This window comes from Clostridium sp. 001 (assembly GCF_019056555.1).
In the GTDB taxonomy this organism is placed as follows: Bacteria; Bacillota; Clostridia; order Clostridiales; family Clostridiaceae; genus Clostridium_B; species Clostridium_B ragsdalei.
The window spans coordinates 1,286,370-1,309,288 of record NZ_CP020473.1 but is presented as its reverse complement, the minus strand read 5'-3'; the positions used below and the strand labels follow the sequence as shown (position 1 = coordinate 1,309,288).

The window sequence follows — 22,919 nt, the reverse complement described above, 5'->3', positions numbered from 1 at the left end:
AATAATGAAAATTAAGTTTTGAATCTTGGATACTTTAACAGCAAATTGAAGCAACAATATATTTTTAAATATAGCGTATAGTATATATACACTTAAGAAAGGATATGATATTTTGAATTTGAATAATGAAAAACTTAAAATGATGCGTGATGAGAAAATCTCTAAAGTATTATTGAAAATGGGTATACCTACCATGATAGGCATGATGGTTTCTGCACTTTACAATGTTGTGGAAGCTTACTTTGTGGGTGGCCTTGGAACCAGCCAGATGGGGGCAGTGTCCATTACATTTCCTATTGCGCAGGTCATAGTAGGACTTGGTATGACATTTGGTAATGGCGCTGCATCTTATATTTCCAGGCTTCTTGGGGAGGAAAATGAAACTAAGGCAAATGAAACAGCTTCTACTGCACTGCTTTCTAGTTTAATTGTTGGTATCATTTCCATAGCTGTATCTCTGTGTTTTCTTGATAATATATTGATAGGTCTTGGAGCTACAAAAACAATATTACCCTATGCAAGAGAATTTGCAGTTATATACATTACAGGTTCAATTTTAAATATATTTAGTGTAACTATGAATAATATTGTAACATCTGAAGGAATGGCAAAACTAACAATGACTTCTATGCTGCTCAGTGGTATTTTTAATATTATATTAAACCCAATCTTAATCTATTCTTTAGGTTTTGGAATCAAGGGGTCAGCTATCTCAACTGTTATATCACAAGCTTTAGCTTCTATTTTATATATCTGGTATATGTTAAGTAAAAAAGGCAGTCTCAGGTTTTCTATATACAACTTTAGATTTGATGGTACAATTTTTACTCAAATTTTTAAAGTAGGAATTCCAATTTTGGTTTATCAACTTCTGTCAAGTGCTTCAATGGGGCTTTCTAATACTGCTGCAAGCAGTTATGGTGATTCAGCGGTAGCAGCCATCGGAGTGGTAACTCGTATTATGGCACTTGGAAGCTATGTTGTGTTTGGATTTATGAAGGGCTATCAGCCGGTTGCAGGATACAATTATGGTGCAAAAAACTATGATAGGTTAAATGAATCCACAAAAGTATCACTTAAGTGGGCAACGATATTCTGTGCTGCAATTGCACTTATTCTGATTATGGTTCCTGATCAGATCGTGTCGCTGTTTTCTAAAAATGATGCAGTGCTCATTAATATAGGAGGCAGGGCACTTAGGGCAAATGGAATTATATTTATTTTGTTTGGATTTGAACAGGTATATATGTGCTTATTCCTTGCTCTTGGAATGGGAAAAGAAGGCGGAATTCTCAGTATTAGCCGTCAAGGAATGTTTTTTATCCCGGCTATTTTGGTTATGCCGCAATTTTTGGGGATCGAAGGCGTAATTTGGGCACAGCCTACAGCAGATTTACTAACTGTTATTTTAACAGCACTATTTATGCTTGGGGTAAACAAAAAATTGAATAATTTTATGAATCAAAAAGAATATTTAAATTAGTGTACAAAATTTAAATTTATTTTAATTACAAATTGAAAGTTGTAATTTGGACTACAAGAAATGCTGTGTATTTAGTGAAATTAGCTGGAATTAGAATAAAAGAAATCAATGAGGTTAGGAAACGTTTTTTAGTACCATTTTTTAAATTTGCTTGACATGGAAAGTTAGGGGTTGTACAATTTTGAATTGTCGTTATCAATTTAGATGAGGTGTTTATATGAAGTATATTTGGCAATTTGGAATTATTATGACAGTTACCTTTATTGGAGAAGTATTAAAATATATCATTCCTTTACCTATTCCTGCAAGTATATATGGTTTGATTCTTATGCTTTTTGCATTAAAGAAAAATATAATTCCCATTGAAGAAGTAAAAGAAACTGGAAATTTTTTGATAGAAATTATGCCGCTAATGTTTATACCTGCCGCGGCTGGTTTATTAGTTTCATGGAAAGCACTAAAGGATATATGTATTCCAGTTATCCTGAGTACGATATTAATTACAGTAATTGTGATGGTAATCGCAGGAAAAGTTACACAGCTTATGATTAGAGTTGAGAGAAGGAGGAAAAGTTGAAAGAATTATTATGCAATTCGGCATTTTTTGGAGTATTGGTTAGTATTATTGGATATGAAATAGGATTATTTCTTTATCAAAAGTTTCGTAAGGCAATTTTAAATCCATTGCTTATTTCGATTGTATTTGTAATGGCTATTTTAGTTATTTTTAATGTAGATTATAAAAGTTATAATGATGAAGCAAAATATTTGAGTTATTTGTTAACTCCTGCTACGGTATGTCTGGCAATACCACTATATCAACAACTTGAATTACTAAAAAGCAATATAAAAGCTATTATGGTAGGAGTTTTATCAGGAGTAATATCAAGTCTTGGGAGTATATATTTGTTTTCCACTCTTTTCCGATTTACACATGAACAGTATGTAACATTATTACCAAAGTCTATTACTACTGCAATTGGTATGGGAATTTCAGAGGAGTTAGGTGGAAATGTAACAATTACAGTAGCAGTTATTATTATTACAGGAATATTTGGAAGCATGCTTGCTGAAGTGGTTTGCAAGATATTTCGCATTAATGAACCAATTGCCAAAGGAATTGCTATTGGAACTGCTTCTCACGCTATTGGAACATCAAAAGCAATGGAAATGGGAAAAGTTGAAGGAGCTATGAGTAGTGTGGCTATAGTAGTATCTGGTTTGCTAACAGTAATTGGTGCATCAATATTTGCTAATTTCATGTAGAGATGATACTTATAGAATAATAACTAAATTATGAGAATGTCAAAGATATCTTTAAAGATGATATTTACGAAATAGTTCAAAAGATTCTAATGCTCATGGAAGAAGTTTGTTTTCTATATAAATTTTGCCATCATATTATATGTAAGTTTATTTTTTACTTAGAATAACTGCGTAGGATTTCTAAGTAAAAAATAAACTTATACTCAACAATAAATTGTATTAAGGTTAAGAATTGAGAGTGGAAAGTATTGAATGAGAATCATCTATAGCTATTAATTCTTAACTCAAGTTTCAATTTTCAACTCTCAACTCAAAAAGCTTTGATTATATTAAGTAAAAATTTTATATGTGCGAAAGTTGAGTCCTTAATTATTCTGTATAAGCTTATTTTCCTTTTATAAGAGCTGTAGTGTTATTTACAAAGAGCCTTACTAGCGGCAGTTATATCGCTTTTGCCTAAGATGGCAGATATAACTGAAATACCGTCAACTCCAGTTGACAATACCTCTTTAAAGTTAGTTTCATTAACGCCACCTATGGCAACAGCAGGTATATTTATACTGTTGTATATTTTACGGAGACCTTCTATACCTATAGGAGTGTCTATATCTTTTTTAGTTCCTGTGAAAAAAATTGTACCTATTCCAATGTAATCTGCACCCTTTTTTTCTGCCTCTAAGGCTTCATTCACATTGCCTGCAGATATTCCAATTATTTTATCCTTACCTAATATTTTTCTAGCTGTGTTTATAGTCATATCGCTCTGACCAAGGTGAACTCCATCTGCATCTACAGCTTGGGCTATATCAAGTCTGTCATTTATCAAAAAAGGAACTTTATAGTGATCAGTTACTTTTTTTACTTCCTTAGCAATTTCGTAAAATTCTCTTGTGGAGGCATCTTTTTCTCTAAGCTGAACCATGGTTACCCCACCTAAAATTGCTTCTTCTACAGCTTGCTGCAGGGGCTTGTCTTTTAAAAAACTTCTATTTGTAACAAGATATAAACTATAATCTATTTCCAAATTATTTTACCACCTTTCTTTAATTTTTCTTCGCTTAATTCATATATGGAATCTATTAGCTTAACTCTAAAAGTTCCAGGAGCTTTTGCTGCTTTGTAGGCTTCTTCACCAGCTATATTCATTGAAAGTATGGCACTTACAGTAGCTATAAATTTATCCTCAGAGGCACCTATGGCAGCACCACATAATGCTCCAAGCATACAGCCTGCACCAGTTATTTTAGTTAACATTTCCACCCCGTTTTGAATTACAACACTATTTTTACCGTCTGTTATAAAATCTTCTTTGCCAGTTGCAGCAACTACACAGTTGTACTTTTTGGCTAAAGCTACAGCTGAATCCAAGGCTCCTTCTCCATTATCTAAGGAATCTACTCCTCTTACGTTAGAAGATTGTCCTGCAAGAAATTTAATTTCACCTACATTTCCTTTTATAACATCTACTTTACCAACTTGCATAATTCTATTTATAACTTGAGCTTTCCTTGGTATAGCAGCACAAGCTACAGGGTCAAGTATTACAGGTATATTGTGGATTTTTGCAGAGGTACTTGCTAGGATTACTGCAGCTTCCTGTTCTTTTGTGAGGGTTCCTAAATTTATATATAGGGCAGAAGATATTTTTACAAAATCAAAAACTTCATCATAAGCTTCACACATGGCAGGAGAAGCTCCATAAGATAATAGAATGTTTGCACAGTCATTTATAGTGACACTGTTTGTAATACAATCTACAAGAGGTACTTTATTTCTTACCTGTGTTAATACTTTTGACACACTGTCTAAGTTTAAATTATCCATTTTTCATACTCCTTTATATTAGAAATCTGTTTATTTGAAATCTACATCAGCTTTTTTATATAATTCAATGAAATGTCCCACGGGACCAACGCCACTTCCTATGGAAAAGGAATTTTCTATAGCCTTAGTTATATATTGCTTTGCAAGATATACGGATTTGTCAGTACTTTCACCTTTAGCCAAGAAGGAGGCTATGGCAGAAGATAAGGTACATCCTGTTCCATGAGTGTTTTTAGTATCTATTCTATGACCGTCTATGTTTAATATTTTGTTTTCATAAAGAAGAACGTCGTTGGCATCATTGCATCTGTGGCCTCCTTTTACAAGCACGTTTTTAGCACCTAGCTCTTTTATGCTAAAAGCTGCTTTTTCCATGTCGCTGCTATTTTTTATTTTCATTTCTGTCAGAACTTCAGCTTCTGGAATATTTGGAGTTACGACGTCTGCAATGCTTGTCAGATCTTTTATAGCTGTTTGTGCTTCAGGTTTTAAGAGAAAGTAACCACTTTTTGATACCATTACAGGATCAATTACTATGTTTTTAGCTTTGTATTCTATTAAAAGCCTCTTTATTACAGATATGGTTTTGCTGTTTGAAACCATACCAATTTTTACTGCATCTACTTGTATGTCATCAAATATAGATCTTATTTGTGCTTCTACAATTTCAGGAGTTACATCCATTACGTCCTGTACTCCTATGCTATTTTGAGCTGTAACAGCAGTTATGACACTCATACCATATACGCCAAGGGCACTCATGGTTTTTAAATCAGCTTGTATACCAGCTCCACCACAGCTGTCAGAACCTGCAATTGTTAATACCTTTTTCATTTTTACCCCCCTAATTTAGTAACTTTAAAATTAATATCAATTGAATTTTACTTAGTGGGAGTATTACAGTAGGCAGCCATCAGGTCAAAATAAAAGGTATATGCAGAAAAGCATATACCTTTAAAATCAAAAATATGTAAGTTGCTTCCCTACGCCAGTTTTATCTGGATCAGGTTCAAAGGGTTAGAGAAAGATCTCTTCTCAGCCTTGCAGCACCCCCACAAAAGTATTAAGTTTTATACATTAATTTTACTACAGTGATAAAAATTTGCAATATGAAATTTTAATATTTACTTCATTGACTAAGTTTCCCCATATGTACATAAATGGAATGTGGGAGGGTGTTAGCAATAGCAGCCGAATAAAAGTTTTTGCAGTACGTGTGATATAATGGCATTAATTGAAGATTTTTGTTACAAAACAAATTAATAAAAATGATAGGATGTGTTGATATGGAAAAGAAAAGAATTTTAGTCCCATTAGATGAAACAGAGAGAAGTATGCATTCACTTGACTGTTTAAAAAAATTGTTTTCCAGAGATGAAGTACAGTTAACTCTTATGTATGTATCTGAAATAGTTATAGTAAATGAAACGGGTGTATCAAATAGCATGGTAGATATGGCAAGGAAAAAAGGTGAAAACATCTTAGATAGAGCTGAAAGAAAGATTCAAGAATATAAACCTGAAAAATATTGTGTTTTTGGACGTGTAGCAGATGAAATACTGAAAAAGGCAAATTGTGATGAATTTGATATGATAATTATGACTAAATCTAATAAAAAGGGTTTGGCTAGAATGATCGGATCTGTAACAAGTAAAGTATTAAAAAATTCACAGGTTTTAGTTATGATTGTTCCAGAATAAAAATGGTTTAAAATAGCCATAATGTTGTACAAGCATTATGGCTATTTTTATCTGCATATTAAAATATTTGTCTGGGACTTGGAATTATAGGTGATTTTATTTAGAATATTTTTATTGATTTTTTCACATACTTTAATGAGCATCCTATGAATTGTTTGAGGTATAAGTTGAGTTTTGTTTAGAAACTCTATATCAGGAAGGTGTGTAATTAATGTTTGTTCCACATAGAGTTATTTTTGAAAAAGGTACCCTAGAATATTCTCTGGGAAATGAGATATATAATAGATTTAAAAATGATGACAAGGTGGAGATAATAAAATTGTCTTCAAATAGAGTTATGTCAGCTGTGCCAGGAAAAGATATATATGAAAAGTACAGGGAAGGTAAAAAAACTTTAGTTGTGGGTGTAAAAAAAAGCTTGAAATTTCAAAGTTGTAAGCCTTCGGCACATTATCAACTGCCCTTAGTTAGTGGATGTATTGGACAGTGTGAGTACTGCTATTTAAATACACAATTAGGGGAAAAACCTTTTGTGAGAGTTCATGTCAATGTTGATGACATCTTAAAACAGGCTCAAAAATATATAGATGAAAGAAATCCTGAAATAACTGTATTTGAAGGTGCTGCAACCTCCGATCCAGTTCCTGTGGAGCCGTATACCAATTCACTTAAAAAGAGTATAGAATACTTTGGAGATCAAAAGCTTGCAAGATTTAGATTCGTAACAAAGTACAATGATATAGATGGATTTTTAAACATAAATCATAATGGTCATACGGAAATAAGATTTAGTTTAAATACAGATAAGATAATAAAACAATATGAGCATTATACAGCTTCAATGGAAAAAAGAATACAATCTGCTTTTAAACTTGCTGAAGCAGGTTACCCTATAGGTTTTATAATAGCACCTGTATTCATATATGAAAATTGGAAGCAGGAATATGAAAAAGTTTTAGACATGTTATATGATAGAATGCCTAAAAATTTAAAGAATCCTATTGGATTTGAAGTCATATCGCATAGATATACAACTAAAGCTAAAAATATCATACTACAGGTATTTCCTAAAACGACGCTGCCAATGGAGGATAGTGAAAGAAAATTCAAGTATGGTCAATTTGGATACGGTAAATTTTTGTACACGAAAGAGCAAATGGAAGAAATTAAAACCTTTTTTGAAAGAGAACTTTCAAGTAGATTCTCAAAAGAAAATATAAAATACATTATATAAACGGGAGAATTTTAATCATGCAGGAATTAGAAAATGTAGTTAAAATAGAGGATGCAGAAGTTAGATATGATAAAAAAGTTGTATTAAGAAATATTAATATGGATATAAAAAGAGGAGAGATAGTTGGACTTTTAGGACCTTCTGGTTCAGGAAAGACCACTATTGTAAAATCTATTATTGGAATGAAAGAATTATCTAAAGGATTTATTGAAGTACTTGGTGAAAAAATGCCGTCTCTTGGTGTAACTTCAAGAATAGGATATATGGCACAAAGTGATGCACTGTATGATGATTTAAGTGCAATTGATAATATATTGTTTTTTGGAGAACTCTACAATATTAAAAAAAGTATTATAAGAAAAAGAGCTAAGGATGTTTTAAAACTTGTTAATTTGGAAGAGCAGTATAAGTATCCAGTTAAAAACTTTTCAGGTGGAATGAAGAGGAGATTATCATTGGCTATAGCACTAGTACACAGACCTAGATTGCTCATTTTAGATGAACCTACAGTTGGCATAGATCCTGTTCTTAGGAAAAAATTCTGGGATGAATTTTATAAAATAAAACGAGATAAGGGAACTATAATTATAACTACACATGTAATGGATGAAGCATATAAGTGTGATAGACTTTTTCTAATAAGAAATGGAATTGTAATAGCAGAAGGAAGTCCAGATAAAGTAATAAAAAGTTCTGGTGGAAAAACTATTGAAGATGCTTTTCTATACTTTAGTTCTTTAAAGGAAGAGGTGTAGATATATGAATACTTTTTCTGTAGCAAAAAGAGTTATAAAACAAATCTTAGGAGATAGACGATCTCTTGCATTATTATTTGTGGCACCAATATTTGTTCTGTATTTGCTAAGTATAATGTTGAATTCAGGTATAGATAAGTCCAATTTAGAAGGAATAAATTTACCACAAACACTTATGGAATCACTTAAAAATGAGACAAATATAGTGGAGGTTAAAGATGAAAATAAGGCTCTTGACAGAGTAAAAAATAATGTTATAGATGGACTAGTTAAATTTGAAAATGATAAAATTATAGTGACTGTTGAAGGAAGTGATATGGCAGTTTCAAATTCAGTTAAAAAAGCAGTTTCAAAAGCTTTTAACGAATATATGCATACTAGTATTGCATCAAATCCAATGCTGAAGCAGCTGGGTTTTAGAATGATTGATAGTGAGTATAAATATATAAACGGTTCTGAGAATATGACAACTTTTGATACGGTTGCTCCGCTGATGATGGGATTTTTTATATTCTTTTTTGTATTTCTTATGGCAGGGGTATCTTTCTTAAGGGAAAGAATTAGCGGTACATTGGATAGACTTATGGCAACACCTGTTAAGAGAATAGAAATTGTATTAGGATACTTTTTAGGGTTTGGTATATTTGTTATGTTTCAAACTCTAGTGATTCAACTGTTTATGGTATATGGTCTTGGCATTATCATAAAAGGAAGTCCAATTTTAGTTTTACTTGTAAATGTGCTGCTGGCAGCAGGATCATTGACTCTTGGAACTTTACTTTCTGCATTTGCTAAAAATGAATTTCAATTATTTCAATTTATTCCTATAGTCATAGTACCTCAAATATTGTTTTGTGGATTATTTCCCCTTAGAGAAACGCCAATATGGGTAAATATACTTTCTAAAATATTTCCACTAACATATGGTGCAGATGCCCTAAAGGGAATTGTGCTTAGAGGGTATGGACTTTCGAAAGTTTATATGGATATCTTAATACTTTTGGGTTATGCACTATTGTTTATAGTATTAAACTCATTGGCACTAAAAAAATACAGACGGTTATAAAGAAATTGCTCTACTTAAATTTATTATGTTAGCATCAGGTACATAGTCTTCTATTATTTTTCTTGCTATATTAAACCAGCTTAAACAGCTGTCAAGGACTATGGAGTCACTTGTTACAATTCTGCCCATTTTGGAGAGAAGAGGGTCTGCATTTGGTATTAATTCTATTTCAACAGGAATATTCCATTTAATTGAATGTTCAAGTATAAAATTTTTAAGTCTGCCCGAATTTGAAACTCCAGAATCAAGAAAAAATTTAACCTTTGGTATACCTAAAGTAATAAATTCCTGGCCAATTAAATTTAAGGCTAGGTGGGTTTTATCTACAATACTATAAGTTCCCCTAAGTCCTGCTATATCCCTTATGGTACTATCACTGCATAATATTAATATTCCTTTTGAAAGGGCAACTTCTAAAGTTATTATAAGGTTAAATCCGTCTATGTATATGCAGTCCTCAGATATGCATGAAAAAGGCAGACATTTTGATTTCCTTTTTTCGCAGCTTACTTTAGAAGAGGTTGAACGCTGAAGAGCATTTCTCTGTCTTAGTGAAAACTGGTAATGATTACCTACCATCTCTATAATTGAATGCATTTTGTAACCTCTATCAAGTAACCAGGATACTTCTACCTGTGCTTTTTGAAGTTTCAAAACGGATTCTTTTGAAAACCATCTATTGTCACTGGGATCACTTCCTCTCCTAACTGTTCTCAAATTATAGTTCATTTTTAAAACCTCCTTTTGAGATTAATCTTCATAAAATCTTCATAAAATTAATAGGCAATTCTTAAAAAATATCTTGTAAAATCAAATTGAAAGTTAAGAATTACAGATAATTTATTTATGTGTATAAATTAGAATTTAATTCAAAAATTTGTATGCATTCAGTACAGGAGGATTATAATGGAAGATATACATATGAGCAGATATTACAGAAACATGACACTTGCAGCAATGTTAATTAGCATATTGTGGGTTATTTTAGTAAATACCCAGCCATTTTCAGATTTTGCATACTACAATAGGATTGCAAATCAAGTGGCAAGTGGAGGTCAATGGGGAGATACTTATACCTCTGTCGGGTATTCCATTGTTCTTGGATTTATATATAAAATCTTTGGGAACAACTTAGCTTCAGCAAAAGTTTTTAATTTGGTTTTGACATTTTTAAATTATGGAATGTTTTATATTATACTACAAAAAGCAAATTTAAATGAGAAAAGGCGTAAAATTATTTATGGGTTATTTGTATTTTTCCCAAGCAATATTTTCTATAACAGTGTTTTGGCAACGGAAATATTATTTACCACTATATTACTTTTTATAACACTAATATATTTTCACGATATTAAGTACAAATATGTAATAATTGGTGTTTTAACAGCTGCTGATGCTATGGTAAAACCATTTTTTATGGTGTTCTTTTTTGCTATATTCATATTGGAGATATGTTTAAGGATGAAATTTAAAGATGTTTTAAAACATACAGCTGTAGTACTCATAGTTAGCTGTGTTTCTATATCTCCATGGATATATAGAAATACTAAGTTAATTGGTGAGTTTACATCTATATCAAACAACTCTGGAATAGTACTTTATATAAATAACAATTCTCAAAATAAATCTGGTGTTTGGATGGATGCTAAAAATGTTGAGAATTCTATTGTCAATACTAAAGAATACATAAATGCAAATGCTACAGAAAAAAATAAAATGCTGTCTAAAGCAGCTAAAAAATGGATATTAAGTCATCCATTATCCTTTGTAAAGTTAGGTTTTACAAGATTATTTAAGACCTATCTTGATGGAGGTGATTTATTTTACAGTTTAAATGGAACAAATTTAAATTTGTTCTTTAAAATATTATTTGCAGTTTATACTTATATAGCAAGGTATGTAATATTTATTCCCGCAATAATTTTAATGCCTTTGTACAGTGTAAAAGTAATTAGAAATTTGATTAAAAAAAGAGAAATTGATTCATACTCTCTATATAATTTAATTTGCTTTTACATGTTTTCTTGTGTTTACTTTATAACAGAGGGACAGCCGCGTTATTCATTTCCATCTATATTTATAGTTGTTTATTTTTTCTCATATTTTGGTGAGAAAATAAGTATGCCATTTGTTAAAAAAAGTAAAAGATTAGGCAAATAAAGTGTTGTATAATAAAGTGATTCTTAGGTTCAGATGGAGTTAACTTTATAAGGATGACTTTTCTTTAGCTGGACTTTAAAAGAACTTATCCAGGCGCGGAGCAGTGCTTATCCCCTACTTTGGTATAAGAATTCTTATATAATGATGATACTGTGAAAGAGTGTATATTAAGCTTTAGAGTGATTGAGAAAGGTGTTTCTTGATAGTATAGTAGCAACATCAAAGGATAAATTGCAGGCTAAAGATAATAAGATAAAAAAGTTCTATGAGGAAATTAAAAGAAGATAAGAAAGATTTAATTGTTCAGTTGGTTGATATGGAAAAATTGAAAGATGAAAATAAAAGAATAAAGAAACATCTAGATAAAGTTAAAAATATAAAATAAAGTTAAAATTATATTATAATGTGATAAAAATAAACTATTTAAATGTTATAATATTTAAACAGAAGTTTAGCACTTAAAAAACTTTTAGGACGGTAATCCTTTGGATTATAAAGTCTTATGAATATTTACAGTAGAAGTAATAGATTCCGATTTTTACTGGGAATTATACGGAAAAAATTTGCATAATAAGAGCATCCTTTTTATAATGGTTTTGCTGAAAACTAAAAATAAAAGGATGCTGATAAAATGAGTAAAAGTTATTTAAAACAATTACTTACTTATATTAATAAAGTATATTATATAGGTGAAAAAATCAATAGTTTAAAAGATAAAAGAGTAAAATCTCCAGTAAAAGTTTCAACAATAGTTTTCGTAGTGTTATTTGGATTCATGCTTCAAATAAGAAGTTTCAATAGATTAGAACATTGGATTGAAAAGAATAAATTTAAAAAAGTGTTACCTAAAAATACTAGAATACTGCACATTGACGCAGTCAGGCGGTGTTTAAGTAACTTTGATATGGATGGCTTAAAAGTAGCTGCCATAGATGGTGTAGAATTATTTGAAAGTACTAAAAAATGTTGCAATAAATGCCTTTCTCGAAAGAATAAAGATGAAACTACCCATTATTTCCATAGATCTGTAGTGTGTACAAGAGTAGGATCAGACCCACATATTATTTTAGGTCAAGAGATGCTTGAACCTAAAAAGGATAGTTCCAGTAAAGATGAAGGTGAAATTACGGGTAGTAAACGACTAATTAAGAAGTTATATAAGAAGTATCATCATTTTGCTGACATCATAGTGGCTGATGCTCTTTACTGTAAATCTACCTGGATAAAAGAAGTTCTTTCTATAGTGATGGATGCATTGATAAGAGTAAAAGATGAAAGATTTACTATAGAAGATGATTGGGATAATCCTTTATTTACAAAAGTATAATTTCAAAATAAAACTGGAAATTTTTTATTAAGATTTTTGGGATAAAGGGTACGTATATCTGTTTTTAAGACCTAACATTCTGGTGACTTACCAATTATTTAAGTAAATGTAAGAGAATACAATTCCAGTAAAAATAAATTTTTTACTGGAATTTAGGCGCTAAATCTCTGATATTTAAATAGTTTATTTTACATATAAATGGATATAATATTAATAAATCATTCTTATATCGATATTTAATGCGATGAAATAAATGGTAACCATTTATAAAAATTATGTAGAATTTATTGCAATAGAAATTTTATGTGTTAAAATTAATTAAAGAAACGTTTTAGTTAAAAAATCATATACTAGAAATAGGTGTTGATATGGGAGTGGAGAACTTATTACAAAAATCAGAGGATAATTTTAAAACTGCGAGCTGGGCAGAAAGTAATAACTTTTACGATGCTGCAGTTAGTAGATATTATTATTCTCTTTATGAAAAGATAATTTATATTTCAAAGAAAAAAGGATTTTATACAGAACCACCAAAGGGTCAGGATTCACACGTTTTTATTATTAATCAATTCACTAATAATTTATCAAGTACTCTTCCATCACAAGATACAGCAAAATTGTCTTCTATGTTTAGGTTAAAAAAAAGTAGAGCAAAGGCAGATTATCGTGAATATAAGATAAATAGCAAAAATGAATTTAATTTAGTATTTAAGTTTTTTTTTAATTCAATTAACGAAGTTTTAGATAATTTAATATAAAGGGGGCATAACTATGGAGACTAGATCCCATGAAGATTTAATAAAAGTTTTTATTAAATCAATTAAGCAGAAATATTCAAATATTATAATTGATTATGATTATGATGAAGATGAAGATATATATGATATTTGGCATAATAATGAGACATTACAGTTTGAAAACGAATCATTTTTGGATTTTGTTGGATCTAAAATGAAGGAGATTTTCTATAATAATGACATGTTCAATTTTTCTTTTGGATATGATTATTTTAAAGCAAAAAGTTTAGAACCTAGTTATAAATTACAAAGGGACACAATAGTAAACGCTGATTCTATCATTATAAATAGTAAGTTGATGTCAGATATAAACAGATTTTCTTATAGTATTAATTTAGAAAAAGATACTATATCAAATATAAGACCAAAGTTTATGTTTACTAGCAGTAAAGGACTTAGTACATTTGAATTTTATAGTGAAGATCAAAATACTGTACTTCATGAGTCAACTCTGCTGTTGACTCATGTTAATAAAGAAGATCAAGAAATGGGGTTAGCAGCATAATGGACAAGAATAAACAGCCTGGAATAAGATTTGATGACATTATATTAGTTAAGGAGAATTTCTGGAGAGATTATAATGTTCCCCAAGATTCAAAAGTAGATTTTCAAATCGGAACAGGATGGAATATGAATGGTAATAGCTATTCTGTTGAACTTTCTTCAACTTTAAGACTTATTAGTGACGATAAAGAAGTGTTGAAGTTAGAAAATACATTTGTTGGAGCATTCTCAGTAATAGAAGGCAGTGAAAACATGGATATTGAAGATTACATAAGGAATAATTCTGCAGCACTTATGTTTCCATATATAAGGGAGCATATATCAACAATGACTCAAAAATCTGGAATAAAACCAATATTATTACCACCAATAAATATCTTAGCACTTATACAGCATAATTAAAAATAAGAAAGTATATCAGTTTATGATGTACTTTTTTGTTTAATAAAAATAATATAGTTAAGGCTTCTTCTAAACAAGGTGCTTCTGAATGCATTGATTTGAGATTGACTTTAACAAGGAAAATTCATACTCAAGTATGTCTTTAAGCAATAGAAAATACTTAAAATAGTCGCTAAAGCACATTTCTAAGTTTATAGATAGTCCCTCTATGTTACACTAAGGAATGTGGTTAACGCGAAATGCAGAATGCAATATTCTTTTTGTAAATTATCAGCGTATTATACATAGAAAATAGTATAAAAAGAAAGGAAGCGAATTTTAGTGAAGGTTGAGTACTTAATATGCACTTTCCCACTAAAGATAATTTATGGATAGTACTATACTAGTAGTGGATGATGATAATGATATTTTAGATATAATAGAAATTTATCTAAAAAATGCTGAATTTAATGTTATCACTGCGGAAGATGGCTTGATAGCAATGGACAAGCTTGAAAAAAATAATATAGATTTAATAATACTTGATATAATGATGCCCAATCTTGATGGTATACATGCATGTCTTGAAATTAGAAAAAAAGAAAAGATACCTATAATAATGCTTTCAGCTAAAGATGATTCAAGCAGTAAGATATTAGGATTAAATGTTGGAGCAGATGACTATGTTGCTAAGCCATTCAATCCGCTGGAATTAGTTGCCAGAGTCAAATCACAAATTAGAAGGTATTCTGAATTCAATATGGAAAGATCACAGTGTAAAGAAGAAATTGTTATAGATGATATGATAATAAATATTGCATCTAGAGAAGTATTTATTGGAGAAAAGTTAATAGAACTTACACCAATTGAATTTTCAATTCTAGAAGTACTTGCAAGAAATAGGGGAAGGGTTTTAAGTACGGAAAGTATTTATGAAAGTGTTTGGAAAGAACCTTTTTACAATGCCAAAAACACAGTTGCAGTACATATAAGAAATATAAGAGAAAAGATAGAGATAAATTCAAAGGATCCCAAATACATAAAAGTTGTTTGGGGGGTAGGTTATAAAATTGATAAATAAGATAAAGAAGATTGCATTTAAGAGCATATCAAGGGAATTTTTGATTATAAATATACTTAGTTTTGTCACACTTATAATTGGTATAAGCGGTGCCCTTAGTGTTATAATGCAGGATACAAATAATCCTCAAAATATTGTAAATGCATCAAATGACATTTATGTTCAGGTAAATAGGTATGTGCAATCTACAAATACTGAAGTTCAAAGTTATATAAATAATTTGGCTGATGAGAACAATGTAAATATAGCTATTACTGATATCAAAGGTCGCATAATTTTTAAATCAAGTGAAGTAGAAGTCAAGTATATTGATCTGGATAATATAAAAAATATTATACTTAATACCACTCCAAGGGATGGAGATGTAGTATATCAGGTGTATAATATAAATATATCAGGTAATAAATACATACTTGTTACATGGAAAAGCACAGGTATGTATCATAATATTTTTAGATATACGTCAATGATACTAATTCCAATAATTATTTCACTTGGAATTGTATATTTGGTTTCATATAGAAAAACCAGGTATATAAAGTACATCTGTAAGGGAATAGTGAAAATCTCCCATGAGGATTTAAATTATAAGTTGGATAAAAAAGGTATAGATGAGCTCGGAACTTTGGCAGATGAGATAAATAACATGTCACTTAATTTAAATAATATGATAAATCGTGAAAAGTCTGTCCAAAACTTTAAAGATGAGCTTATAACCAACATATCACATGATTTGAGGACACCTCTTACCTCATTAATGGGGTATTTGTATTTGATAAATGATAAGAATGTTTCTATAGAAGATAAGGAAGTATACAGCAAAAAATCTATGGAGAGAGCGGAAAAGCTAAAAGTTTTAATAGAGAACTTATTTGAATACTCAAAACTGGAAAGTGGAGCAATAAATCTTGAAATACATAATGTAAATATAATTGAAATTGTAGAACAAATCATAGGGGAACTTTCTATAATTGCAAGCAGGTATCAAATAAGTTTTGTAAAAAAATATAGTATTACAAAGTTGAACTTAAATATTGACCCATATCTCATCAGCAGGGTATTTCAAAATATTTTATCGAATGCTATAAAGTATAGTGTAAAAAGTAGTGAAGTCTATATAGATATTGTCAATAATGTAAATGATACTATAATTAGTTTTCAAAACTTATCAAGTAGAGAGTTGTCCACTGAAGATATGAATAAAATATTTGACAGATTCTATATGGGGGATAAGTCTAGAAACTCTCATAAAAACAACTCTGGATTGGGGCTTGCTATAGTTAAAAATATTATGGATTTGCATGGTGGAGAAGTTTGGGCCGAAGGTAATGATAATATTTTTAAAATTTATATTAAGTTAAAAAATAATTCATCTAAATTTACTGTTGGCAGTGGCACCTATGGTATAAATGAGCAAAAAAAGACAGGATTTACATGAAAGGTTAATATATAATATAGGAAAAGGTTTAAGGAGGTAGGTATTCTAAAATGAATTACAATGCTTGTATTAGGAAGTCTATTGAATATATAGAGCATAATTTAAATAGTAAAATAGAACTTGAAGATATTGCTCACAAAGTCTTCCTGTCAAAATATCATTTTCATAGAATTTTTCATTCTGTTGTTGGAGAACCTGTAGCTGAATATATAAGAAGGAGAAGGCTTAAAGAGGCTGCAAATGAGCTTTTAAATACAGACAATAAAATTGTAGATATAGCATTAAAGTATCAGTTTAGTTCTCAGGAATCTTTTACAAAGGCCTTCAAAAAACTTTATGGAATGCCTCCAAGAGAATTCAGAAGAAATAGAACTGCAAGTAGTATTTCTATGGCAGCTTAATATTTATACGATGCCAAGAACTTTATTTATTAAGACAATATTTTTATGAGGTGATTTGAATAATGAGTTATGTACCAGTAGTAATTGATCATACAAATGCAGGAGAACGTTCTTACGATATATTTTCAAGGCTTTTAAAAGATAGGATAGTAATGTTAAATGGTCAGGTAACAGATGAAGCTGCAAGTTCAATTGTGGCACAGCTTTTATTTTTGGAATCAGACAATCCTGACAGTGATATCAATTTTTATATAAATAGTCCAGGAGGATCTATTACGGCGGGAATGGCAATATATGATACGATGCAGTATATAAGATCAGATGTATCCACAATATGTGTTGGTATGGCTGCTAGCATGGGTTCATTTTTGCTTGCAGCAGGGGCAAAAGGAAAGAGATTTGCTCTGCCAAACAGTGAAATTTTAATACATCAACCTTCTGTATACGGTGGAATGCAGGGTCAGGCCACAGATATAGAAATTCACACAAAATGGCTTTTAGGAATAAAGAAGAAGATGAATAGATTATACAGTGAAATGACAGGTAAACCTATTGAAAAGATAGAAAAGGATGTTGAGAGAGATTATTTTATGTCAGCTAAAGAAGCTTTAGATTATGGATTAGTGGATAAAATCCTTTCAAAATAATTTTTTAAACAGCAGCTGCATAATGAAGGAAACTTCATTATGCAGCTGCTGTTTTTTATTTGGACATATATTTATGTTATATATATGTCCAAATAAAATATACCTTGACAGGTGAGGTATACTTTTATATAATGTAACTAAATTATTAAAGTAATTTAGTTTACAATTTAATATGCTGTAAGGAGTGAGTAGATGTCTATAACTTCAGATGTTATAAGGGGGCATACAGAAACCATAATTTTGGCGCACTTAGTTGAAAAGGACAGTTATGGTTATGAAATCAATAAATTTATAAAAGAAAAGACAGATAATAAATATGAACTTAAAGAAGCAACTCTTTATTCCGCTTTTAGAAGGCTGGAAAAAGCTTCTCTTATAACTTCTTATTGGGGAGATCAAAATACAGGAGCAAGAAGGAGATACTATTCTATAACAGAATTGGGAAAAGAAGTACTAAAGCAAAATAGGCTAGATTGGAATGAATCAAAGGAATTAATAGATAAGTTAATTAATGGAGGTAATTAAAATGCATGAAAGATTGAGAAAAAGTGTAGAAGAATTATTTGAAAATGCACCTAAAACTCATAGAGCAACAGAGCTTAAGGAAGAGCTTTTAGCTAACCTTATAGATAAATATGATGATTTGGTGTCTTCAGGAAAAGATGAAGAAGAAGCCTTTAAAATAGCTATTTCAAGTATAGGTGATGTGGATGAACTCTTAGAAGGGTTAAAAGATAAAAATATGTTTGATTATAATGAAGAGCAAAAATATCGCAGGAAAAATGCACTTGTATTGTCTGTATCTGTAGGGTTATATATTATGAGCATAGTGATTTTAATGATTCTAAATCAAGTCTTTATGGTAAATGATGTTGTATCTGTAAGTATTATGCTTACAATAGATGCTATTGCAACATGTCTTATAGTTTACAATCATGCTTCAAAGCCTAAATACGTAAAAGGAGACGATACTATCGTGGAAGAATTTAAGCAGTGGAAATCTTCAAATGACAGCCAAATGGAAATTATTAAATCAGTTAAATCTATAGCATGGCTAATTATAGTTGCCCTATATTTTATATTGAGTTTTGTTTTTGATGCTTGGGGATATTCCTGGGTTATATTTATAATAGGTGCTGCCGTAGAAAAAATTATAACTTTGAGCTTTAAATTGAAGGAGTAGGAATATGAATAGAAATAAAAGCTTAATAAAAGTATTAATTGTAATGTGGGCTGTCATTGCAGCAGCAGGCCTATTTTTCTTAATATATGGATTTTCTCACGGAGAGGGTTTCCCAATATTTGAATATGGAAATAGAATAACAGGTGCTAGGTATGTTGTACAGAAAAGTGAAAGCACATCTGTAAATAACTGTGATAAGATAAGCTTGAGATTTTTTAGAGGAGATGTGATTGTACAGGCAACAGATGAATCAAACTTAAAAGTTGTACAAAGTGCATCTAGAAAGTTAAAAGATGGAGATAAGTTTGTAATAGAAAAACAGGGAAATGACATTGAAATTAGAAGGAGAGATGAAAATAAAGTTTTTCACAATAAATTTGTCAATATATTCGATGGATTTAATAGGAATGAAAAAATAGAATTATATATACCTAAAAGTTATGTTAGGAATTTAGATATAAGTACAACTTCAGGGGATATATTATTTAACTCTGATATGAAATTGAATGATATAAATTGTATACAAAGTTCTGGAGACTTTAGGATGAATAATAGTATTACTGCAAATAATGTTGGTATAAAAACAAATTCGGGAGATATAGATATAACTAGTCTAGATTCTAAATATTACAATATACAAGTTTCATCAGGAGATATATCTGTAAAGTCTATTTCGGGTTCAGGAGATGCTAAAGCCATATCAGGTGATATAAAAATGAATTACAAGTCCATTGATGAGTATGCTAAGGCAAGTTCTACTTCTGGAGATGTGAAGATGGTACTCCCCCAAAATTTGAGTTTTAAATTTGAAGCAAAGTGTACTTCTGGAGATATAAAGGGAGATTTTCCATTAACCTATGAAAATAATAGAAAAAGCAAGGCATCTGCACAAGTAGGAAATGGTCCATATAAGACAATAAATGTAAGTACAGTATCGGGTGATATAGATATTTCAAGCAAGTGATGAATATGAAGAATAAAGAATAAAGAAAAGGATCAAATAAGATATTGGGGGTGGAAAGGCTTGGATATTAGTGATTTCACAAAATTTGCAAATATATTTGAATATAATATATATATTTTTGCAATTGGATTTATGTTTCTATGTGAATTTATAATATGGATATTTGCTTCAAGTGGAAATAAAAAAATAGGAAAAAATCTGATAGAGGTTCAATTTGGTTAATAGTTCTAGGATATTGGTTAAGTATTTATGTAAGCTATTATTTTACAGGCTCAGAAGTAAGTGAATTTATAAGAAACCTTGCATTTCCACACATATTTTATTATATGGGCATTTTCTTAATAATAGCAGGCACTATAATTAGGGCTTATTCTGTGTGGACATTAAAAAAAGCATTTACATTATCAGTACAAACAACATCTGACCAACATTTAATACAGAAAGGATTTTATCGATATGTAAGAAATCCTGCTTATACAGGAAGTATACTAAGTCTTTTGGAAATAGCATTTTCATTGAGAAATATATTGGCACTTCTAGTTGTTTTGGCCATTTGTGTATTATGTTATGGGATTAGAATAAAAGTTGAAGAAAAGGCATTAAGGGAACAATTTAAAGAGGAATTTGAAGTTTACTGTAAGTGTACGTATTGCTTATTTCCATTTGTGTGGTAAGATATGAGGACTTGATTAGTTTACAAAAATTGTTTCGCAAACTGATTAAGTCCTCTAAGTGTATTATCAGTACAGGTAACTTTTTAGTATTAGAATGAGTATATGCTTTGAATAAGTCTGAAACAATCATTTACTTAATACATTAAAGTAAATAGGAAGGAATTCATTTTCCGTATTTGATTTTTCAATTAATACAGGATTATTAATTGATTCATAAATTAGTTTAATTGTCTTAGAAAGATCAGTGTCCTCTACTCCAAAAATAATATTGGATTCACAAGATGGCTGTATAATTATTTTTATTTTAACATTTTGGTTAGATAAATTTTGAAAAATCCTATGGATAATTTGCCTAAATTTATTTATATTTCTTATAATTATTCCGACTAAAGATATATTATGATTTATAGTTATGGAACCTGGATTAAGCTGAGTTTCTATTTTACTAATAAAAGAACTTTCACATTTACGTAATTGGAAATCTGGTACAATTAATGATACAGAATCTGAATTAAAAGATAAATGTTCTATAGAAATATTATTAGTGTTTATAATGGAAAATAGATTATGCAAACCATCATTTATCAAATTGAGCTTTTCCAATGTTACTATTGAAAAATTTTCTTTGCCGGATATTCCAGCAATAGTATTTTTATAATCTTCATCGGGTAAATTATCAGATATAAGAGTACCAATGTCCTCTGGATTATTGGTGTTTCTTATATTTATTGGAATTTTACTTTCCTCAGCTGGAATAATTGAATCTTCATTAAGAACATTTGCTCCCATATGAGAAAGATTTTTTATTTCTTTATATGTCATGTTTCTTATATTTTTAGGGTCTTTTACAATCTTTGGATTTGCCATTAACACGCCGGATACATCAGTCCAGTTTTCATATATAGAAGCATTCATAACACTTGATATTATGGAACCAGTTATGTCTGATCCTCCTCTTGGAAAAGTTTTAATCGATCCATCTTTATTAGAACCATAAAAACCGGGTATTACAGCTTTTTCTATATGGGAAAGTTTACTCAAAATTAACATTTTAGTAGCTTCTTTATCTAACTGGCCATTTTGTTTAAATGAGATTATATCTGAAGGATCTATAAACGTAAAATTCATAAATTTTGAAAAAATTAAACCATTCAGATATTCTCCACGGCTTAAAATATAGTCCTTAGAGGCACCGTTAAAAAAATCATTTTTTATACCATATAAGAATTTTTTTATATCTAAATCTAATTTTAAATTATTACATATAGAAACATATTTTCCTTCGATTATATTGAAATAATTTTCAAATAGATTTTTATTGTCAACACAACAATAGCATTTATATAGAAGATCTGTGACTTTATAATCTTTTTCAAAAGTTTTTCCTGGAGCAGAAACTATGATATATCGTCTCCTTTTATCTTGCAAAACGATTTCCTTTACTTTTTTAAATTGTTTATCATTAGCTAGTGAGCTTCCTCCAAATTTAGCAACTATTAATTTATTCATTTTTAAGGTCTCCTATGAATTATAATTTATTAAATCAGATTTTTTTATTATAGCTTTATTATATTATAGTTTAGAATTTTACACTTTTTATTGCTTTTAATGCTAGAAATATTGCTAAAAATGCTTTTGAATAAAGTACTATAATATTTTATGCAATTTAAAGGCAGAAGGTATCTGTAAAAATTCAATTGGTTATTTTCATTTATATTGTAAAATGTTATCAATTACAACATTTTACAGTATGTGCGCGCTTTTTAGGTAAGAATGATTATTTTATATTTGTTAATAGAATATGATATTGTGAAAAGGTATACAAGGACTTTATAAAATTTTGTTAATAATTTGACAAGATTTACTTTATAATTTTATGAAATTATTATTAATCTAGAGGCATATTTAAAAAATATGAATTACAAACTATAAATAATGTGTCTTAAAGTGGTTTTATATTAGTAAAAATGATATAATCATATAAAAATTGAAGACAATATGCATTTAACTAAAAATGCAATAATTATTGATTTT

The 22,919-nt window shown here is 29.7% G+C and carries 26 protein-coding genes and 1 riboswitch; of the genes, 21 read left to right on the top strand and 5 right to left on the bottom strand.

Going from position 1 to position 22,919, the window contains the following annotated elements:
• Window positions 1–112 precede the first annotated feature (112 nt).
• The 3 genes from B5S50_RS05875 to B5S50_RS05865 all read left to right on the top strand — a co-directional run bounded on the left by B5S50_RS05875 (window position 113) and on the right by B5S50_RS05865 (window position 2,749).
• Window positions 113–1,483, top strand: coding sequence for an MATE family efflux transporter (locus tag B5S50_RS05875; RefSeq protein WP_217303348.1), 1,371 nt, complete (start codon window positions 113–115; stop codon window positions 1,481–1,483).
• A gap of 217 nt (window positions 1,484–1,700) precedes the next feature.
• Window positions 1,701–2,060, top strand: coding sequence for a CidA/LrgA family protein (locus B5S50_RS05870; RefSeq protein WP_217303347.1), 360 nt, complete (start codon window positions 1,701–1,703; stop codon window positions 2,058–2,060).
• Window positions 2,057–2,749 carry an LrgB family protein gene (locus B5S50_RS05865; RefSeq protein ID WP_217303346.1) on the top strand — a complete coding sequence of 231 codons (693 nt, stop codon included), beginning with the start codon at window positions 2,057–2,059 and terminating at the stop codon, window positions 2,747–2,749. The genes B5S50_RS05870 and B5S50_RS05865 overlap by 4 nt, the downstream gene beginning before the upstream one ends.
• 412 nt (window positions 2,750–3,161) lie before the next feature.
• On the opposite strand, the gene thiE is transcribed toward B5S50_RS05865, so the two are convergent.
• Genes thiE through thiD form a run of 3 tightly spaced genes read right to left on the bottom strand, consistent with a single transcriptional unit; the run spans window position 3,162 to window position 5,407 of the window.
• Entirely contained in the window at window positions 3,162–3,773 is a 612-nt protein-coding gene (gene thiE, locus B5S50_RS05860) for a thiamine phosphate synthase (protein WP_217303345.1), read from the bottom strand.
• Entirely contained in the window at window positions 3,764–4,573 is an 810-nt protein-coding gene (gene thiM / locus B5S50_RS05855) for a hydroxyethylthiazole kinase (protein ID WP_217303344.1), read from the bottom strand. Before thiM ends, thiE begins: the two co-directional genes overlap by 10 nt.
• A gap of 30 nt (window positions 4,574–4,603) precedes the next feature.
• Window positions 4,604–5,407 (bottom strand): bifunctional hydroxymethylpyrimidine kinase/phosphomethylpyrimidine kinase, encoded by an 804-nt coding sequence (thiD, locus tag B5S50_RS05850; protein ID WP_063600094.1) that lies wholly within the window; start codon window positions 5,405–5,407, stop codon window positions 4,604–4,606.
• A 128-nt stretch (window positions 5,408–5,535) separates the two neighbouring features.
• Window positions 5,536–5,637: riboswitch (TPP riboswitch) on the bottom strand.
• A 222-nt stretch (window positions 5,638–5,859) separates the two neighbouring features.
• Here thiD and B5S50_RS05845 point away from each other — a divergent pair.
• The 4 genes from B5S50_RS05845 (at window position 5,860) to B5S50_RS05830 (ending at window position 9,328) form a co-directional block, all read left to right on the top strand.
• Window positions 5,860–6,273, top strand: coding sequence for a universal stress protein (locus B5S50_RS05845; RefSeq protein ID WP_013239932.1), 414 nt, complete (start codon window positions 5,860–5,862; stop codon window positions 6,271–6,273).
• Between the two features lie 211 nt (window positions 6,274–6,484).
• Window positions 6,485–7,507: a spore photoproduct lyase gene (gene splB, locus B5S50_RS05840; RefSeq protein WP_217303343.1), complete on the top strand. Its 1,023-nt coding sequence runs from the start codon at window positions 6,485–6,487 to the stop codon at window positions 7,505–7,507.
• Window positions 7,508–7,524: 17 nt separating this feature from the next.
• Complete coding sequence (locus B5S50_RS05835; protein WP_217303342.1) at window positions 7,525–8,262, top strand: ABC transporter ATP-binding protein; 738 nt, start codon at window positions 7,525–7,527, stop codon at window positions 8,260–8,262.
• Window positions 8,263–8,266: 4 nt separating this feature from the next.
• Window positions 8,267–9,328 (top strand): ABC transporter permease, encoded by a 1,062-nt coding sequence (locus B5S50_RS05830; RefSeq protein ID WP_217303341.1) that lies wholly within the window; start codon window positions 8,267–8,269, stop codon window positions 9,326–9,328.
• On the opposite strand, the gene B5S50_RS05825 is transcribed toward B5S50_RS05830, so the two are convergent.
• Window positions 9,323–10,057, bottom strand: a complete 735-nt coding sequence (locus tag B5S50_RS05825) for a DUF434 domain-containing protein (protein WP_013239928.1) — start codon at window positions 10,055–10,057, stop codon at window positions 9,323–9,325. The two genes, B5S50_RS05830 and B5S50_RS05825, sit on opposite strands and share 6 nt — an antisense overlap.
• A gap of 177 nt (window positions 10,058–10,234) precedes the next feature.
• Here B5S50_RS05825 and B5S50_RS05820 point away from each other — a divergent pair, with 177 nt between their 5' ends.
• From B5S50_RS05820 to B5S50_RS05755, 14 genes are all read left to right on the top strand, one after another.
• Window positions 10,235–11,488 carry a hypothetical protein gene (locus tag B5S50_RS05820; protein ID WP_217303340.1) on the top strand — a complete coding sequence of 418 codons (1,254 nt, stop codon included), beginning with the start codon at window positions 10,235–10,237 and terminating at the stop codon, window positions 11,486–11,488.
• A gap of 631 nt (window positions 11,489–12,119) precedes the next feature.
• The gene (locus B5S50_RS05815) at window positions 12,120–12,815 is read left to right on the top strand and encodes a hypothetical protein (RefSeq protein WP_254306718.1); all 696 of its coding nucleotides are present in this window, start codon (window positions 12,120–12,122) and stop codon (window positions 12,813–12,815) included.
• A gap of 374 nt (window positions 12,816–13,189) precedes the next feature.
• Window positions 13,190–13,573 (top strand): HEPN domain-containing protein, encoded by a 384-nt coding sequence (locus tag B5S50_RS05810; RefSeq protein WP_217303339.1) that lies wholly within the window; start codon window positions 13,190–13,192, stop codon window positions 13,571–13,573.
• Between the two features lie 13 nt (window positions 13,574–13,586).
• Window positions 13,587–14,117 carry a hypothetical protein gene (locus tag B5S50_RS05805; protein ID WP_217303338.1) on the top strand — a complete coding sequence of 177 codons (531 nt, stop codon included), beginning with the start codon at window positions 13,587–13,589 and terminating at the stop codon, window positions 14,115–14,117.
• Window positions 14,117–14,518, top strand: a complete 402-nt coding sequence (locus B5S50_RS05800; RefSeq protein WP_217303337.1) for a protein-export chaperone SecB — start codon at window positions 14,117–14,119, stop codon at window positions 14,516–14,518. The genes B5S50_RS05805 and B5S50_RS05800 overlap by 1 nt, the downstream gene beginning before the upstream one ends.
• 367 nt (window positions 14,519–14,885) lie before the next feature.
• Window positions 14,886–15,578, top strand: a complete 693-nt coding sequence (locus B5S50_RS05795; protein WP_217303336.1) for a response regulator transcription factor — start codon at window positions 14,886–14,888, stop codon at window positions 15,576–15,578.
• Window positions 15,568–17,016 carry a cell wall metabolism sensor histidine kinase WalK gene (locus B5S50_RS05790; protein ID WP_217303335.1) on the top strand — a complete coding sequence of 483 codons (1,449 nt, stop codon included), beginning with the start codon at window positions 15,568–15,570 and terminating at the stop codon, window positions 17,014–17,016. Before B5S50_RS05795 ends, B5S50_RS05790 begins: the two co-directional genes overlap by 11 nt.
• 50 nt (window positions 17,017–17,066) lie before the next feature.
• Complete coding sequence (locus tag B5S50_RS05785; protein ID WP_217303334.1) at window positions 17,067–17,417, top strand: helix-turn-helix transcriptional regulator; 351 nt, start codon at window positions 17,067–17,069, stop codon at window positions 17,415–17,417.
• 62 nt (window positions 17,418–17,479) lie between these two features.
• Window positions 17,480–18,064: an ATP-dependent Clp endopeptidase proteolytic subunit ClpP gene (clpP, locus tag B5S50_RS05780; protein ID WP_013239923.1), complete on the top strand. Its 585-nt coding sequence runs from the start codon at window positions 17,480–17,482 to the stop codon at window positions 18,062–18,064.
• 192 nt (window positions 18,065–18,256) lie between these two features.
• On the top strand, window positions 18,257–18,589 hold the full coding sequence (locus B5S50_RS05775) for a PadR family transcriptional regulator (RefSeq protein WP_217303333.1): 333 nt from the start codon (window positions 18,257–18,259) through the stop codon (window positions 18,587–18,589).
• Window position 18,590: 1 nt separating this feature from the next.
• Window positions 18,591–19,247, top strand: a complete 657-nt coding sequence (locus B5S50_RS05770; protein ID WP_217303332.1) for a permease prefix domain 1-containing protein — start codon at window positions 18,591–18,593, stop codon at window positions 19,245–19,247.
• Window positions 19,248–19,251: 4 nt separating this feature from the next.
• Window positions 19,252–20,211: a DUF4097 domain-containing protein gene (locus tag B5S50_RS05765; RefSeq protein ID WP_217303331.1), complete on the top strand. Its 960-nt coding sequence runs from the start codon at window positions 19,252–19,254 to the stop codon at window positions 20,209–20,211.
• A 60-nt stretch (window positions 20,212–20,271) separates the two neighbouring features.
• A complete protein-coding gene (locus tag B5S50_RS05760; RefSeq protein WP_217303330.1) occupies window positions 20,272–20,433 on the top strand; it encodes a hypothetical protein in 162 nt (53 codons plus the stop codon).
• The gene (locus B5S50_RS05755; protein ID WP_217303773.1) at window positions 20,424–20,885 is read left to right on the top strand and encodes an isoprenylcysteine carboxylmethyltransferase family protein; all 462 of its coding nucleotides are present in this window, start codon (window positions 20,424–20,426) and stop codon (window positions 20,883–20,885) included. The genes B5S50_RS05760 and B5S50_RS05755 overlap by 10 nt, the downstream gene beginning before the upstream one ends.
• Window positions 20,886–21,011: 126 nt before the next feature.
• Here the strand turns inward: B5S50_RS05755 and B5S50_RS05750 are convergent, their stop codons facing one another.
• Window positions 21,012–22,394 carry an aspartate kinase gene (locus B5S50_RS05750; protein WP_217303329.1) on the bottom strand — a complete coding sequence of 461 codons (1,383 nt, stop codon included), beginning with the start codon at window positions 22,392–22,394 and terminating at the stop codon, window positions 21,012–21,014.
• Window positions 22,395–22,919: the final 525 nt, after the last annotated feature.